Annotated in this window: 15 protein-coding genes; 3 read left to right on the top strand and 12 right to left on the bottom strand. The window is 33.6% G+C overall.

Annotated elements, in window-relative coordinates; genetic code table 11:
- Positions 1-100: 100 nt before the first annotated feature.
- The 9 genes from LUU93_RS04795 to LUU93_RS04835 form a co-directional block, all read right to left on the bottom strand.
- On the bottom strand, positions 101-2260 hold the full coding sequence (locus tag LUU93_RS04795) for a TonB-dependent receptor (RefSeq protein ID WP_232678864.1): 2160 nt from the start codon (positions 2258-2260) through the stop codon (positions 101-103).
- 98 nt (positions 2261-2358) lie between these two features.
- The gene (locus LUU93_RS04800) at positions 2359-2736 is read right to left on the bottom strand and encodes a hypothetical protein (protein ID WP_180859632.1); all 378 of its coding nucleotides are present in this window, start codon (positions 2734-2736) and stop codon (positions 2359-2361) included.
- 240 nt (positions 2737-2976) lie between these two features.
- Positions 2977-6324 (bottom strand): preprotein translocase subunit SecA, encoded by a 3348-nt coding sequence (gene secA, locus LUU93_RS04805; RefSeq protein ID WP_232678865.1) that lies wholly within the window; start codon positions 6322-6324, stop codon positions 2977-2979.
- 87 nt (positions 6325-6411) lie between these two features.
- Complete coding sequence (locus LUU93_RS04810) at positions 6412-6633, bottom strand: DUF2795 domain-containing protein (RefSeq protein WP_007138072.1); 222 nt, start codon at positions 6631-6633, stop codon at positions 6412-6414.
- A 185-nt stretch (positions 6634-6818) separates the two neighbouring features.
- Entirely contained in the window at positions 6819-7388 is a 570-nt protein-coding gene (locus LUU93_RS04815; RefSeq protein ID WP_232678870.1) for a cob(I)yrinic acid a,c-diamide adenosyltransferase, read from the bottom strand.
- 101 nt (positions 7389-7489) lie between these two features.
- A complete protein-coding gene (locus LUU93_RS04820; RefSeq protein ID WP_232678872.1) occupies positions 7490-8176 on the bottom strand; it encodes an ABC transporter ATP-binding protein in 687 nt (228 codons plus the stop codon).
- A 175-nt stretch (positions 8177-8351) separates the two neighbouring features.
- Complete coding sequence (locus LUU93_RS04825; RefSeq protein WP_232678874.1) at positions 8352-9131, bottom strand: O-methyltransferase; 780 nt, start codon at positions 9129-9131, stop codon at positions 8352-8354.
- A gap of 20 nt (positions 9132-9151) precedes the next feature.
- Entirely contained in the window at positions 9152-9634 is a 483-nt protein-coding gene (locus LUU93_RS04830; RefSeq protein WP_232678876.1) for an FKBP-type peptidyl-prolyl cis-trans isomerase, read from the bottom strand.
- Between the two features lie 120 nt (positions 9635-9754).
- The gene (locus LUU93_RS04835; protein ID WP_232678878.1) at positions 9755-11617 is read right to left on the bottom strand and encodes an ABC-F family ATP-binding cassette domain-containing protein; all 1863 of its coding nucleotides are present in this window, start codon (positions 11615-11617) and stop codon (positions 9755-9757) included.
- A 542-nt stretch (positions 11618-12159) separates the two neighbouring features.
- Here LUU93_RS04835 and LUU93_RS04840 point away from each other — a divergent pair.
- Together LUU93_RS04840 and LUU93_RS04845 are read left to right on the top strand one after the other, a co-directional pair.
- On the top strand, positions 12160-12591 hold the full coding sequence (locus tag LUU93_RS04840) for a DUF6326 family protein (RefSeq protein WP_232678880.1): 432 nt from the start codon (positions 12160-12162) through the stop codon (positions 12589-12591).
- Between the two features lie 16 nt (positions 12592-12607).
- Positions 12608-13297 carry a DUF4386 domain-containing protein gene (locus LUU93_RS04845; protein ID WP_232678881.1) on the top strand — a complete coding sequence of 230 codons (690 nt, stop codon included), beginning with the start codon at positions 12608-12610 and terminating at the stop codon, positions 13295-13297.
- Here the strand turns inward: LUU93_RS04845 and LUU93_RS04850 are convergent.
- Together LUU93_RS04850 and LUU93_RS04855 are read right to left on the bottom strand one after the other, a co-directional pair.
- Positions 13281-14252, bottom strand: a complete 972-nt coding sequence (locus LUU93_RS04850) for a T9SS C-terminal target domain-containing protein (protein ID WP_232678883.1) — start codon at positions 14250-14252, stop codon at positions 13281-13283. The genes LUU93_RS04845 and LUU93_RS04850 overlap by 17 nt on opposite strands.
- Before the next feature lie 25 nt (positions 14253-14277).
- The gene (locus tag LUU93_RS04855) at positions 14278-15015 is read right to left on the bottom strand and encodes a tyrosine-protein phosphatase (protein ID WP_232678886.1); all 738 of its coding nucleotides are present in this window, start codon (positions 15013-15015) and stop codon (positions 14278-14280) included.
- A 127-nt stretch (positions 15016-15142) separates the two neighbouring features.
- Here LUU93_RS04855 and LUU93_RS04860 point away from each other — a divergent pair, with 127 nt between their 5' ends.
- Complete coding sequence (locus tag LUU93_RS04860) at positions 15143-16330, top strand: DUF5009 domain-containing protein (protein WP_232678888.1); 1188 nt, start codon at positions 15143-15145, stop codon at positions 16328-16330.
- 138 nt (positions 16331-16468) lie between these two features.
- On the opposite strand, the gene LUU93_RS04865 is transcribed toward LUU93_RS04860, so the two are convergent.
- A complete protein-coding gene (locus LUU93_RS04865; protein ID WP_232678891.1) occupies positions 16469-17059 on the bottom strand; it encodes a hypothetical protein in 591 nt (196 codons plus the stop codon).
- Positions 17060-17096: the final 37 nt, after the last annotated feature.

Raw genomic sequence — 17096 nt, forward strand, 5'->3', positions numbered from 1 at the left:
AATGTTTTTTTTTATTAAATGATTTATGAATTTTGATTTCTTAGGGAAAATTTAAAACTCTTTTTTAATCCCTTTAATCCTTTTAATCTGTGGCAAAAACTTATTTTTTTAATGAAAAATTGTATTGAATTCCAAATACAAATGTTCTTGGAGCCGCCGCCGTATATGTTGGCTGTGCGTTTGTGGTATTTGCTCTCGAAACATTGTAAGCGTATAATTTATCAGTCAGGTTCATTACGTTTCCATATACTTCAATGCCTTTCCATTGATAACCAACTCTTGCATTGAAAATGTTATAACCGTCGTATTTTACCGTATTGATCTGATCTTGGTAATAACTTCCCACAAGCTGCCATTCTATAGAAGTTCTTAAATTAGGAAGCCAGTTTGGATAATAACTTACCTCTGAATTTCCAGACCATTTTGGGGCAGCCGGCATTTCTTTTCCATTTAAATCCTGAACGAGATCACTTGGTTTATCTGAAAGTTTAAAATCGATATAAGTATGCTGTGCGTAAGTTCCACCCAAGCGAATATTAAATTGCTGTGAAGGACGATATGAAGCTCCAAATTCAATTCCTTTATGACGCGTTTCTCCTGCCGAACGATAATCTGTTGAGTTATCAGGAAGTTTAATGCTTAACAGCTCGTTTTTACCTTCCATATAATAAAAGGCGTAATCAAAATTTAATTTATTTTGAAAGAAAGAAAACCATCCGCCAACTTCATAATTATCAAAAGTTGCAGGTTCTAAGTTGTAATAAAAAGCAGCCGGAACACCTGTTGTTCCTCCGGTTCCCGGTTTAGTTCTAAAAATTGATGTAATTCCCGGAGGCGCAAAACCTTGAGAATAATTACCATAAAAGCCTGCAAACTCAATCGGATTAAAATTTGCACCTACTTTAAAAGTGAATTTATCGTAGACTTTACTTCCTGTAGATTTGTCTAAAGCATTATCATAGTCTACTTTCATGTTGTCGTATCGACCGCCAACGGTAAATATTAATTGTTCAAGTGGATTAATGCTCAATTGCGCATATCCTGCAGAGTTGAAAATATCTGCCGTATAATCTGCTAATTTTAAGTCTGGATGTTCAGCAATTATTTCATAAGAATCAACGGTTTGTTTACCAGCTTCTCCCGGATTTAAGTTAGCTTTTAAATCAATTACATAAGACCAATACGTAACTGGAGAATAGTCGTATAAAGCACCAGCCACAAGTTTTGTATTTAGAAAATCAAATTTTTGAGTATGCTGGGCAATTGCTCCGTAACTTTTAAAATTATTTGAGTTTACTTCCCCTTTAGCAGTTGTAGGATTTATAGTCGGGCTCCATTTAATTCCGTAAGAAGGATTCTGGCCTAACTTATTGTCACGTAAATAAGCTGTAATATAACTGCTTGAATTGCTGTTCCAATCGTGTTCTAGTGTTAAGCGGGTTCTTAAAGCGTCAGATTTTCTATAAGTAAAATTAGAGGTGCTTTTGTATGTTCTGTTGTTGAAAGCATCTTCGTTAACCGTTCCGCTCATATCCGAATAATATTTTCCATACATCGTATTACTTATTAATCGGGTAGAAGGAGAGATGTTATAATCGATTCTCGCATTCAGATTATCTTTGTTATAATCAGAATAAGTCATCCATCCGTTTTCCTGCAAACTTGAAATTCCGGCAATATGAAAACCAACTTTTCCTACGGTTGCACCTCCGGCAGCCTGAAATCTTCTGTATCCATAATTATCTGCCTGAACTCCAAATTTAAACTCTGGATCAACAGGTGGTTTTATCGAAATTAAATTGATTGTTCCACCCACAGCCTCAGGGCCGTATAAAGAAGAAACCGGACCTTTTACAACTTCAATACTCTGCAGGTTATATTGATTAATTTCTAATAAAGCATTGTGGTTAAAAATTCCCATCGGACGAATTGGCAAGCCGTCTTCTAAATATAAATAATAAGCATTAGTTGTCATTGGCTGACGAATAGACATCATGTGCTGTTCGTTTCCTAAGTTAACCATTAAAACTCCCGGCGTTTTGTTTATTATTTCATAAACAGCAGCTGCCTTGGTTTCGTTAATAGTTTTAGCCGTTAATTTGCTAATGGCAACAGGAGTTTCCTTGCGTTTAGCAGCAGTTCTGTTGGCAGTTATAAAAACATTTTCAAGCTCTTGAGATTTTGTTGTGTCTTTTTCTACCTTGTTCTGCGCAAAGACAAATTGTCCTATAAAGAATAGGATAATGTATATTTTTTTCATTTTAAATTTATATAAATTTTAAAGTAACGTGTGCTTTTCCTGACTTTACGACAAGAAAAAATCTTTTCAAAAACTATTGAAAAGCGGTTATCAGAAATTTATATAAAATAGGATGGAGGTCGAAACGTAGTGTTTGAAACCGAGATTGGTTTTGTATCAAAAGAAGCAAAAATTTTTGCTCTTGATTCAATTGGAGTTACTAATTTAAAATTAGTCGTAGTAGTATTTTGAATGTAAACAACTTCTGCTTTTTCTTTCAGGTTGTTTTGCATTCTTTTTTCGTTATCAGCGTATTTTTTTAAACTCTTTTGAAGCTCGCATCGACCGTTACAGGAATTAAAAACCATTTTTCGCTGTACGCAAATCGTTTTTGAAATTTCTTCCTGATTAAGTTTGAAAGAAGTATAAACAAAGAAACTGCCAAAAGAAGGCAGTAAAAGTGTGCATGAAAGCAATATGATCAAAAATCGTTTCAAAAACGCTGTTTCTATGTTTCGAATGCAAAAATACATTTAATTCGCATTTATTACCAAGAGTTTCGGAAAAAAGTTTTTTTTAGTATTCAGTGTTCAGATTTTTAGTGTTCAGTCTGGTTTGTAACCAAAAACTAAAAACCCGACAGGTTTTTAAAACCTGTCGGGTTTGATATGTAATTTGAATATCAGTCTAAAAACTGTGACTGAATACTAAAAATCTGAACACTGAATACTAAAAAGTTATTCTTTAACAATAACCCAAGCTCCTGAAGCTAAAAGGTTTTCTGCTTTTTTGAATTTCATTGTTTCTGTTTTACCAGTTGCAACTTCCTGAACAGTTACAGTATCATTACGATTGATTTTTGGCATATCTCTCACAATCGTTTCTGTAACCTGACGCTGTTGTGTTTCTCCAGCTTCGCGATTAATATTTTCGCTGTTTGGAATTTCGTCTTTGCTTAATTTAAAGTTTTCTTTTTGACGAACTTCTCTTGCTTCGTGAATTTCAGAAGTAACGTTTTGAGCTGGTAAATCACCTTTGAACAAGAATGAAATAACTTCTTTATTAACGTTGTCTAACATTCCTCTAAACAAATTAAAAGCTTCTAATTTGTAAATAAGCAATGGATCTTTCTGTTCGTGAACAGCCAATTGAACAGATTGTTTCAATTCGTCCATTTTACGCAAGTGTTTTTTCCAGGCCTCATCAACAATCGAAAGTGTGATGTTTTTTTCGAAATCAGCAATTAATTGCGCTCCTTCGCTTTCGTAAGCTTTTTTCAAATCCGTAACAACATTCAAAGTTTTGATTCCGTCTGTAAAAGGAACTACAATTCTTTCGAAATGATTGTTTGGCTCTTCGTAAACTCCTCTAATAATTGGGAAAGCTTCTCTTGCGCTTCTTTCTGTTTTTTCAGTGTAAAAAGCCAAAGCTTCTTTGTATACTTTTCCGGTAACTTCAATGTCTGATAATTTTTGAAAATCAGCCTCTGAAACTGGTGAAGTAATTCCGAAATAACGAATTAAGTCAAAATCAAAACCTTTAAAATCATTTGCAATTTTATTGTTGCTTACGATTAACTCACAAGTATCATAAAGCATATTCGCGATATCCAGTTTTAAACGCTCGCCAAACAATGCATGACGACGACGTTTGTAAACTACTTCACGCTGAGAGTTCATTACGTCATCATATTCTAATAAACGTTTACGAACACCAAAGTTGTTTTCTTCTACTTTTTTCTGAGCACGTTCGATAGATTTAGTCATCATAGAATGCTGAATAACTTCACCTTCTTTCAATCCCATTCTGTCCATAACTTTAGCCACTCTTTCAGAACCAAATAAACGCATTAAGTTATCTTCAAGAGAAACATAAAATTGAGAACTTCCCGGATCTCCCTGACGACCAGAACGACCACGTAACTGTCTGTCTACACGACGTGAATCATGACGCTCTGTACCTACGATTGCTAAACCTCCGGCTGCTTTTACTTCTGGAGATAATTTAATATCGGTACCACGACCAGCCATGTTTGTTGCAATAGTTACAACTCCGGCTTTACCAGCTTCTTCAACGATTTGTGCCTCTTGTTTGTGCATTTTAGCGTTCAATACGTTGTGTGCGATTCCTCTCATTTTAAGCATACGGCTTAATAATTCTGAAATCTCTACAGAAGTTGTTCCAATTAATACTGGTCTTCCGGCATTTGATAATTCGGTAACGTCTTCAATAACAGCGTTGAATTTCTCACGTGTTGTTTTATAGATATAATCTTCTTTATCGTGTCTTGCAATTGGACGGTTGGTTGGAATTTCAACAACATCCAGTTTGTAAATCTGCCATAACTCTCCAGCTTCTGTAACCGCTGTACCTGTCATACCCCCTAATTTGCTGTACATTCTGAAATAATTCTGTAATGTAACTGTAGCAAAAGTCTGTGTTGCAGCTTCGATTTTTACGTTTTCTTTTGCTTCGATAGCCTGGTGTAAACCGTCAGAATAACGGCGGCCATCCATGATACGACCTGTTTGCTCATCGACAATCATAATTTTGTTGTCCATGATAACGTATTCTACATCTTTTTCAAAAAGAGCATACGCTTTTAAAAGTTGTGTAAGAGTGTGAATACGTTCGCTTTTTACTCCAAAATCCTGAAATAATCTTTCTTTAGCTTCCGCTTCAGCGTCTTTATCTAATTTTTGTTTTTCGATAGCGGCGATTTCTGTTCCAATGTCTGGTAAAACGAAGAAATCAGAATCTGTATCTCCAGATAAATATTGGATACCGTTATCTGTCAATTCTACCTGATTGTTTTTTTCTTCAATCACAAAATATAAAGCTTCATCTACTTTATGCATTTCGCGATTGTTATCCTGCATGTATTGATTTTCAGTTTTTTGAAGTAATTGTTTAATTCCTTCTTCACTCAAAAATTTAATTAATGCTTTATTTTTAGGTAAACTTCTGTAGGCTCTTAACAACAAGAATCCGCCTTCTTTAGTATTTCCTTCTTTGATTAATTTTTTGGCTTCTGCCAAGAAACCATTCGCTAACTGACGCTGCTGTGCAACTAAGTTCTCGATTTTTGGTTTCAACTCGTTAAATTCATGACGATCTCCCTGCGGAACTGGTCCTGAAATAATAAGCGGTGTTCTTGCATCATCAATTAATACAGAATCGACCTCGTCGACAATCGCAAAATTGTGTTTTCTCTGCACTAAATCGCTAGGCGAGTGTGCCATATTATCTCTTAAGTAGTCAAAACCAAATTCGTTGTTGGTTCCGTAAGTGATATCAGCATCATAAGCTTTTTTTCTGGCTTCAGTACTTGGCTGGTGATTATCGATACAGTCAACAGATAAACCGTGGAATTCGAATAATGGTGCTTTCCACGTGCTGTCACGTTTTGCCAGGTAGTCATTCACAGTTACTAAGTGAACTCCGTTTCCTGTCAAAGCGTTTAAGTAAAGCGGTAAAGTAGCTACTAAAGTTTTACCTTCACCCGTTTGCATTTCGGCAACTTTACCTTCGTGCAGAACCATTCCTCCAATCAACTGAACATCATAGTGAATCATGTCCCAAGTAATATCTTTTCCGGCAGCATTCCATTTGTTTGCCCAAACAGATTTTTCGCCGTCAATCGTAATATATGGTTTTGTTGCAGAAAATTCGCGGTCTTTTGCAGTTGCAGTAACCTCAATATGAGAGTTTTCTTTAAAACGACGAGCCGTTTCTTTTACTACAGAAAAAGCTTCAGGAAGAATTTCTAATAAAGTTTTTTCAGAGATTTCATAAGCTTCTTTTTCAAGAGCATCTATTGCATCATAGATATCTTCTCTTTTATCGATATCTTCAATATTTTCGACTTCCGTTTTAAGCGAAGCAATTTTTGCATCTTTTTCTGCTCTCGCTTCTTTAATTTTTTCTTTAAAATAAGCGGTTCTCGCTCTTAGTTCGTCGTGAGATAAACTCATTAAACTAGTTTCGAAAGTCTTAATTTTGTTTAAGTAAGGTTGTAAAGCTTTGACATCTTTTTGAGATTTATCACCTACAAAGACCTTAATGATGCTATTTATGAAACTCATAATTTATTTGTATTTCTTTATTATATAATATGTATTTGAACCAAAAAAAAAGCCTCTATGATGAGACTTTTTCCTTTGGTTTATTTTTTAATATTCATCCTCATTCCAAAGATAATCTTCGTCTGTTGGATAATCAGGCCAAATTTCTTCCATTGATTCATATATCTCGCCTTCGTCTTCTATTGACTGAAGGTTTTCTACTACTTCTAATGGAGCACCAGCTCTAATAGCGTAGTCAATAAGTTCGTCTTTGTTAGCAGGCCATGGCGCATCACTTAAATAAGATGCTAATTCTAATGTCCAATACATCTGTTATCTGTTTAGTTTGTGCAAAAATAAATTTTTTACTGAAAAAGACAAGTAAAATTTGATTTATTTTAATAAAATTTAAGAACGTCCTGTTAATTACGGATTTTAGATTGTTGATTTTAGATTTATAGAATCTTGAAAAATCTAAAATCTGTCCCGAAGCTTCGGGACTAAAATCTAAAATTTCACTTCCTCGGAATCCATTTCACTTCCTCCGCTTTTAAGTCAAACGACAACTTCCGTGCCAAGACAAAAAGGTAGTCAGAAAGTCGGTTTAAGTACATAATTGCGATTTCAGGAACGTGTTCATTATGACTTAAATGTACTGCCAAACGCTCTGCACGGCGGCAGATACAACGTGCTATATGACAATGTGACACGGTTGGGTGACCGCCCGGTAAAACAAAATGAGTCATTTGCGGAAGGCTTTCTTCCATTTTATCTATTTCGTTTTCGAGTAATTGGATATCCGAGTCAATTATTCCGAGATTTTTTAAGCGAAGTTCTCCATTTTTCAAGACTTCTTTTTCCTGCGGAGTTGCCAAAATGGCGCCAACAGTAAAAAGCCGATCCTGAATTTCTATTAAAATGGTTTTATAATGTGAATCGATTTCCTGATCGCGAATTAATCCGATATAGGAATTTAATTCATCAACAGTCCCGTAACTGTCAATTCTTATATGATCCTTAGGAACGCGCGTGCCTCCAAAAAGAGCCGTTGTTCCTTTATCGCCTGTTTTTGTATATACTTTCATGGTTATTTTAGATTGTAGATTTATGATTTTAGATTGAATGCTAGAGTCTTAAATTTTTAGATTTAGAAAATAATCTAAAATCTAAAATCAGAAATCTAAAATTATTTAGTTGTGTCACTTTCAATTAATCCATCTCGTAAACGAATAACTCTGTGTGCGTAAGCTGCGATGTCTTCTTCGTGAGTTACTAGAATTACAGTGTTTCCTTGAGCGTGAATATCTCCAAAAAGCTTCATGATTTCTACAGAAGTTTTACTGTCTAAGTTTCCTGTAGGTTCATCGGCCAGAATAATCGAAGGTTTGTTGACCAAAGCGCGGGCAATGGCAACACGCTGGCGTTGTCCTCCAGATAACTGATTGGGCTGGTGATCCATTCGGTCTCCTAAATTTACTTGTTTTAAAACCTCAGTGGCTCTTGTATTTCTGTCAGATTTTGAATATCCGGCGTAAATCATTGGTAAAGCTACATTGTCTAAAGCCGTAGTTCTTGGTAAAAGATTAAAAGTTTGAAAAACAAATCCGATTTCTGTATTACGAATTCCGGCAAGTTCGTCATCACGCATTTGGCTGACATCTTTTCCGTTTAAAACATAACGTCCGGAAGTTGGGGTATCCAAACAACCTAATAAATTCATTAAAGTTGATTTTCCAGATCCCGAAGGCCCCATTAAAGCAACATATTCGCCTTTGTTGATTTCTAAATTAATTCCTTTTAAAACATAGACGATTTCATTACCAAGTACAAAATTTCGTCTTATGTCGGTTATTTTAATTAATGGATTTGCCATTTCGTTTTACAATTTTGGATTTAAAAGTACAAAACACTTTTTAATTAACGATGAGTAGTTTGAAATTGATTTTTGTTACAATTCGAACTGTCGAATAAGAATGTTTTTCTTTTAATGAAGCAGGGAAACAGGGAAAAAGAAGGTAAAAAAATGGCAATCAGAAATGATAGTCATTTTATACTCTAATAACAAAATGTTCTTTTTCTTGTTCGTATCTAAAAAATACAAATCCCCATTGAAAAGTATCGATCGTAACTTTTACTTTTGGATGATTTTTTATAATCTCCCAGGCTTCTTCCATTTCCGGCGACCAATGTATGTCGTCAAAAATCCAAACAGAATCATTATTTACTGTTTGCAGTAAAAGTTCAAAATAAGTTAAAGTTGCTTTTTTTGAATGATTACCGTCGAAATATATTAGATCATATATTTTAGAATTCAGGTTTTCTGAAATTAAAAAAGATTCAAATTCAGAGATTATGTTTTCGACATTTTTGCAGTCAAATTTATCTAATTGATTTTGGGCCGCATTTGCCGTATTTGGACAGCCTTCAATTGTAATAACTTTTGCCTCTGTATTTCCCAATGCAAGGGCAGCAGTCGCCAAACCTAAAGAAGTCCCAATTTCAAGAATGTTTTTTGGCTGAAAATAATTTGTTACGCGAAATAATAATTCAGCCCGTTTTGGTGAAATTCCGGCTGTAGATGCGATTTTAGAAATCTGCCTTCTGTTTGATTTAAAAACTTTAGAGCCAGCACCAAAATCAGTTACTTCAATAAAATTTTTATTTTCAAGAAGCGATTTTCTATAATTTTTTAGAATCAAATATTCGCGTTTCGGCTTCTTATCATAAAAGCATTTAGTCAATAAACTAAAAACAAAAGGCGAATGAACACCGTGTTCGTTTTTAGAATTCCAAAGAAATTTTAAATAAGATTTGATTTGAAACAGCATGCCTAAATTTTGAAAATACCTTAATTAATTGATTTTAAAGTAATATCAAATATCAAAACAGATCCACCCGGAATTCCGTTGTAATCTCTGCTTCCGTAACCTAAATGCGCGGGAACAAAAAGAACACCTTTTCCTCCCGGTTTAAAAAGTCTGATTCCTTCTTTCCAGCCTTGAATTACCTGATTTAAACCGAATGCAACTCCTTTTTTATCTTCTTCGGCTACATCTTTGTCACTTTCATCAAACACATTTCCGTCTGTAAAATAGCCTTTGTAAACAACCGTTACATTTGAATTGGGTTCAGGGAAATCTTCACCTTCACCCGGTTCCTCGATAATATAATATAAACCAGAATCTGTTCTTGTTGCAGTTAAGTTGTTTTTAGCCAAGTAATCTTTGATTTCCTGTTCATTTTGAGCCGTATAATCTTTAACTTCATCCTTATCCTTAGAGCAAGAAAGGAATAGTACTAATGCAAGTAACACTGTTAAAAGTTGTTTCATATTTTAGGTTTTTTAAATAATTAAAGATTTTGGTTTCACAGAGATTCACAAAGAAAACGCGAAGATTCACAAAAAATTTCGTGCACCTCTGTGCTTTCTTTGTGAACCTCTATAATTAACTTATCCTTCTATCTTTGCCGAAAGCTCAAACCAACGTTCTTCTTTTACCTCGATTTTATTAATTATGCTTTGCAATTCATTTGCCTTTTTCTCAATATCAGCATCTGCAACTTTTCCGTCAGCAAATAATGTTTCGATTTTAGTTTTTTCGATTTCTAAATCTTTGATTTCTCTTTCGATTTTTTGATATTCTTTTTGCTCGTTAAAGCTTAAATTTCCAGTTGGATTATTTTGTTTCCAGTCTTTCTTTTCGGCTTTGTTTTCTTCTTTTTGAGCAACGTCGGCACTGTCCTCATAGGCACGGAAATCAGAATAGTTTCCTGGGAAATTTTCGATTTCTCCCTGCCCTCTAAAAACAAATAAGTGATCCACAATTTTATCCATAAAGTAACGGTCGTGCGAAACAACCAATAAACATCCCGGATAATCTAAAAGGAAACTTTCCAAAACGTTAAGCGTTACAATATCCAAATCGTTTGTTGGCTCATCAAGAATCAAAAAGTTAGGATTCTGAATTAAAACTGTACATAAATATAGACGTTTTAATTCTCCTCCGCTTAATTTTTCGACATAATCGTATTGTTTTTTCGCATCAAAAAGAAAACGCTCTAACAATTGCGAAGCCGAAATAATTTTTCCTTTTGCAAGCGGAATATATTCGCCGTATTCCTTAATAATATCGATAACACGCTGTCCTGGTTTAGGGTTAATTCCAGATTGCGTATAATAACCAATTTTAATGGTGTCTCCTTTTACAACGCGGCCACTGTCTGGCGGAATTGTTCCCGTAAGCAGATTTAAAAAAGTAGATTTTCCGGTTCCGTTTTTACCAATAATCCCAATTCTTTCTCCACGCTGAAAATCAAAACTAAAGTTATCCAAAATAACGCGGTCTTTGAATTTTTTAGAAAGTTTATGAAGCTCAATAATTTTGCTTCCCATTCTTTCCATATTAATTTCAAGCTCTACTTTGTTTTCTTTTCGGCGGCTTTGCGCTTTTTCTTTAATAATGTAAAAATCATCCTGACGAGACTTAGATTTGGTTGTTCTCGCTTTTGGCTGGCGGCGCATCCATTCTAATTCTTTTACAAATAAGTTTTTAGCTTTGTCAATGCTTGAATTTTCAGAAGTAATTCTTTCTTCTTTTTTCTCTAAATAATAAGAATAATTTCCTTTGTATTGGTATAATTTTCCGTTGTCCAATTCGATGATTTCGTTGCAGACACGCTCCAAAAAGAAACGGTCGTGCGTAACCATAAACAACGTAATATTTTCTTTGGCAAAATAACTTTCAAGCCATTCGATCATTTCAAGATCTAAATGGTTGGTTGGCTCATCCAGAATCAATAAATCAGGACGATTGATTAATATGAGTGCCAATGAAAGACGCTTTTTTTGCCCTCCCGAAAGATTTTTTACTTTAAGCTTAAAATCTTCCAGTTTTAATTTGAATAAAATCTGTTTGTACTGCGTTTCAAAATCCCACGCATTATGCTGATCCATTCCGTCAAAAGCCTTTTGATACGCTTCTTCGTCATTTGGGTTTTTAAGCGCTTTTTCGTAAGCCTCGATTATTTTAAGCGTTTCATTATCAGATGCAAAAATGCTTTCTTCAATCGTAAGTTCATCCTGCAGATTATTGTCTTGTGAAAGAAACGCCATTCTAATTCCTTTTCTCAAAACAACTTGTCCCGTATCCGGTTCGTCTAAGCCATTAATAATGCTCATAATGGTAGTTTTACCAGAACCATTTTTGGCAATAAAAGCGATTTTTTGGTCTTTGTTGATTCCAAATGAAATGTTGTCAAAAAGGACTCTTTCGCCAAATGACTTCGATATATTTTCTACAGATAAGTAATTCACTTTGTAAATTGTAAGTTATAAATTATGAGTTATGAGTGTTTTGGAAAACATAACTTTTTGCAAAAGTAAACTTTTATCTTACGATTTGCGAATTGTTAATCTTATTTAAGTTTTAGAGCATGAAAATTAGGAGAGGCTGTCTCAAAAGTCGATACAGCCTCTTTGTTATTTTACCTATTTCTTTGTTCCGTAGGAACATTTCATTGCTGGAAAACATTTATTGGTAGAAAATTATATTGTTATAAAGGATTACGTTCCGTAGGAACGTTTGATTTTACACTGTTTTTAATAATCTGACCTATCAAACGTTCCTACGGAACGCAAATGCGGCTCATCTTTTTTTTTACCTACGAAACATTCCTATGGAATGATTAAATAGGGTATCAAAAAGCTATCAATTAAGTCATTATAAAACAAACTAAATAGTTTATAGTATAAGGACTGCCTCAACTTTTGAAACAGGCTCTTATCTTTTAGAATAAAAACAAATTGTAACATTTTAGAACTATCTCCGACATATTTAAAAATTTAATTCCTTAAATATGAGTGAGAAAGAAATAAACACCCGTGGTTTTGAAGATTTTAAAATAAACACAAAAATCAAGCTTGCTGCATTGTGGACTTCTGTAATGTTTTGTTATATCTATGGAGATTATTTTTCGCTCTATGTTCCAAAAAAAGTTGAAGATTTTATTAGCGGAGATACATTACTGGATTCTCCCGTAAAATTATTTCTGGCAGCACTTTTAATGGCAATTCCGGCCTTAATGATTTTTGCATCGGTAGTTTTAAAACCAAAAATAAACCGCTGGCTTAATCTCATTTTCGGAATTATTTATACTGCCATAATGCTGTTAATAGCTTTTACAACTACTGGAGCCTGGTGGAGTTTCTACGTTTTTCTCGCAATAATAGAAAGTATTTTGACTTCAATAATATTTTGGACTGCGCTTAAATGGCCAAAACAAGTTTAAATTTAAAGATAAAAGCATGAATCAAGAATCAAAACTATCGTTTAGAAATACAGGCAGAATCGCGGGTTTGTTATATTTAGTAGTTGTAATAACCGGAATTTTTAGTTTAGGATATGTTCCTTCTCTACTAATTGTCTGGAATCATCCTGATATAACTTTTAGTAATATTGTAAACCATGAATTTCTTTTCAGACTTGGTATAGTAAGCGGATTAATCTGTTATACTTTCTTTTTATTTCTGCCTTTAGTTTTGTACAAATTATTGCAACCCGTTCATAAAACGTATGCGATATATATGGTTATTTTAGCCATTGTGAGCGTGCCGATTTCTTTTATAAACATGCAGAATAAATTTGCAGTTCTTTCTATAATTAATTCAGGCGGAGAAGAAAAGGATTTGGTAATGTTTTATTTGAACCAATATGATTACGGAAATTTAATTGTTCAGGTTTTTTGGGGACTTTGGCTGTTTCCGTTAGGATATTTAATTTTTAAATCAGCAATAATTCCGAAGTTTTTAGGAATTTTATTGATGCTTGGCTGTGTGAGTTATTTAATAAATTTCTTCGGAAATGCATTGTTTTCGAATTATTCTGAACTCGGAATATCTTCTTTTGTAAGGCTTCCGGCAACTCTTGGTGAAATTGGAACGTGTTTGTGGCTTTTAATAATGGGAGCGAAAAACAACATTATTGCTGCCGATTAACATATGGATTTAAAACCGAACTCAAATCTAAATAATGAATTTGCTGCGGATTATTTAAAATGGGTTTTCGAACCAAAGATTCATTGGTAATAAAATAATGAAGACCATCTTTTGTCGCAATTCCTTCTATTTGATTAAAAGGAAGTTTTAGATCAATTTTTCGTTTATTTCCCGATAAAAAATCGTTGTTTTTAAAATCGTATAAAAGATAAAGAAATGTTTTTCCCGTTTTAGAATAACCGCAAAGAGCCACAATTTTCTTTTCTTCAAAATACGTTGCGCCTGTAACTAAACCTTTTGTATCTAAAGTGTTTTTAAATTGTGCAATATGATTTCCGGGTTGATTGGGCAAAACATAAATACTGGTTTTAGACGATTTCCATTGCTTGGTAAACAAATAAATACTGTCTTTAGAAACTACAAAAACTTCACAGTCAAAATCGGTAGAATTTGGTTTTTGAGCCAAAAAATCAGTTTGGTCAGCATATTGAAATGAAATTTTTTCGATAATTGGTTTTCCTTCTAAAAATGATTTTTTTTCAATTTTCAGGATATTTAAATCCGTTCGATTTCCGCTATAATTATTTCCGAAATCTCCAATATATAAATACAAACTGTCTTGCGAAATCTCTTCCCAGTCATGATTTATTGCCTGATCCAGAATGATTTTCTTTTTGATTTTTCCTAGCGAATCTAATCCGTAAATGGTTTTATCGTGATCGTCATTATGAGTCCACAATAAATTCTCAAAAGCAATTAAACCCGAAGTTTCTTTAATCGAGTCGCTAAGTCTAATCGAATATTCAGGTTTTAGTTTTAAATTTTTATAAATGCAGCTTCCATCGTTTTGTACTGCATTTGGATTATAATTTTTTGAAAGCACATCTGTACAGCCAAAAGTTTGGGCTTTAACTGAAAAAACAGACAGAATAAAAAATAGTAGAATCCGCAGCATTTTTTATGCTTTAAAATTGAAAAAATTAGAATCTAAAAAACTGATTATTGGCAATAACCTCCTTTAAGTTTACAACTGAATCAATTTTTATTTTTTGATTTAAAGATTTTATATGATTGCTGTGATGCACATCGGTCCCTGAAAAATCATACATTCCTTTTTTTAATAAAAGTGCAGCAGTTTTGGTGATTTCGCTGCCATAGTAACCCATAACAGCCAATAAATTCAACTGAAATAAACATCCTGCTTTTTTAAGTTTTTCATATTCTTCAAAGTTATTATGAAAATATAAATACCGTTCAGGATGAGCCAGAACCGGAATATATCCTGCAAGCTGTATCTCAAAAATAATCTTGTATAAGTTTAAAGGCGCACTTAAATACGATATTTCGACTAATACATAATTGTCTTTTAAGGTTAAAAGCTTTTCTGTTTTTACATGGTTTTCAAACCAGTCATCCATAAAATACTCAGATGCAGCCTTAAACGGAATATTGATATTTTCTTCTTTCAATAAAACTTCAGTTTCTTTTTGCTTGTTTAAAATATCCTGTTCAGCATTATCCCAGACAAAATGATTAATGTGCGGCGTAGTAACAAACTGAGAAATTCCCAATTCCTGAAATGCCTTTACAAGTTTTATTGTTTTTTTAATTGATGATGCACCATCATCAATTCCCGGAAGCAAATGAGAATGAATATCGATATAATCGCCTGCCAGAAGGTCTTTTAAAAAAGGTTTCGATTTAAAGAATGATAACATAAGTGCAAAAGTAAAGAATTGATATTGTTTTTATTTCTCTTTAAACAAATATTGCAAAAGAAAATTTATGTAACAATGTAACCGGCATTTTAGAATTATATTATATTTGATAGAAAAGTAATATTTTATGAAAATTAAAGAGAATTTGTATAATCAAAGGATTATTTCGATTGATGCTTTACGCGGAATTACCATTTTTGTAATGATATTTGTAAACGAACTCGCAAGTGTCAAAAATGTACCACAGTGGATGAAACACATGCCCGCCGATGCCGATGCAATGACCTTTGTCGATTTAGTTTTCCCTGCTTTTTTATTTATAGTTGGAATGTCAGTTCCATTTGCCTTTAATGCCAGATTAATAAAAGGCGACACCCCAAAAGTAATCTGGACACATACTTTAAAACGTGCTGTAGCTTTAATAATAATTGGTGTTTATATGGTAAATGCTGAATATGGCTACGACGCTTCAAAAATGATAATCGCACCTGCTTTTTGGGGATTTTTGGCTTATTCCATGCCCATTCCTATTTGGAATAAATACCCAAAAGATTTTTCAGTTTGGTTAAAATATATACTTCAATACGGCGGAATATTAGTTTTAATTGCACTTTACTTTCTATATGTTCAGGAAGAAACCGGAAAAATAGGAATCACGCCAAAATGGTGGGGAATTCTGGGTTTAATAGGCTGGGCTTATCTTATTTCTGTAATTTATTATTGGCTGGTTTCAGGCAGATTATGGGCAATGATTGCTTTTCTTGTAGTTTGTGTTGCGGCAAATTCGGCAAATTTGACAAAAGGTTTAGTTTTACCGGAATGGCTGCATTTTATTGCCGGACATTTAACACATGTAACTTTAGTAACCGCCGGAATAATAATTTCACTGCTCTTTTTTGACAAGAAAATAGTAAATAAAATTAATTGGCCTGTAATAGGATTCATTGTTTTGTTTTTTGCTGTTGGCTTTTTCCTTCGGCCACATTACGGAATCTCAAAAATACAAGGAACACCATCTTGGACATTAATTTCGGCTGGAATTTGCACCGTTTTGTTTTACTTTTTGTATTGGCTAATGGAAGTTAAAAAACAAACCAAATGGAGCGAGTTTTTTATGCCCGCAGCGGCAAATCCGTTATTGATTTATATTCTGCCGGGTGTTATTTATTATTTTAATTTAGCTTTTAAAATTTCCATTATTCCAGAATATTTCCGTGAAGGAATTCCGGGAATTATCTGGTCACTGGTTTTCTCAATAATAATGTTATTCGTTATGAAAATCTTCAACAGGTTTAAGATTCAGCTTCACTTATAATATTTTTTACCGCAAAGTTCGCAAAGGTTTTACGCAAAGTGCACAAAGTTTAATCTATTAATTTGTGGCTAAAAAATTAGCCGAAGTTCGCAAAGCTTTATCAATACAAAGCTTTGCGAACTTTGCGGTAAAATATTCTCATTTTATAAAAACAGACTTTATCTCCAAAGTCGCACCAGAAACCGGATTATAATTCACAAAATTGAATTTACAGAGCTTATGAATGTTCAAAGTCTTTCCATTTAGATCGCCGTCTTGTTTAAAATCTGTCCACGGAATTTTTATTGTCGTGAACTTTTTAGCAGATACAGGTAAATCTACTCTTGGGTGCGAACCGCCATGTACACAACCGGTTCCTTCTGCGTTTCCTTCGCGTGCTTGCAGTTTTATAGGCTGCGATGATTTATAAGTAATGTTCACATATTTTGAATTTTCAGATAAATTTGTTGGTTTGCCATCGTTCGAATCAGCTTCTGTAATCATCACATTCAGTTCGATTTCTCCAACTGGATTATCTTTTGCCGTAACTTTAATTATGCCTTTTTCTTTTCGGATTTTATTAATTGTTTCCTGATTTTCTTTGGCTGGACCGGCGATATACCAGGTTGAGGTTTTTACAAGATTTATATGCGAGTTTGAAATTTCTTCTGGAGAAGCGAAGCTTAATATTATAAACAATATAGGTATTAGAAGAAAGAAATTAGTTAAAATCAATTTTTTGACTCTCATAAAAAGTATTTTTTGTTTCTTTCAAAAATAAGATTTC

Origin of the sequence: Flavobacterium soyae (assembly GCF_021245985.1) — a bacterium.
Taxonomy (GTDB): Bacteria; Bacteroidota; Bacteroidia; order Flavobacteriales; family Flavobacteriaceae; genus Flavobacterium; species Flavobacterium soyae.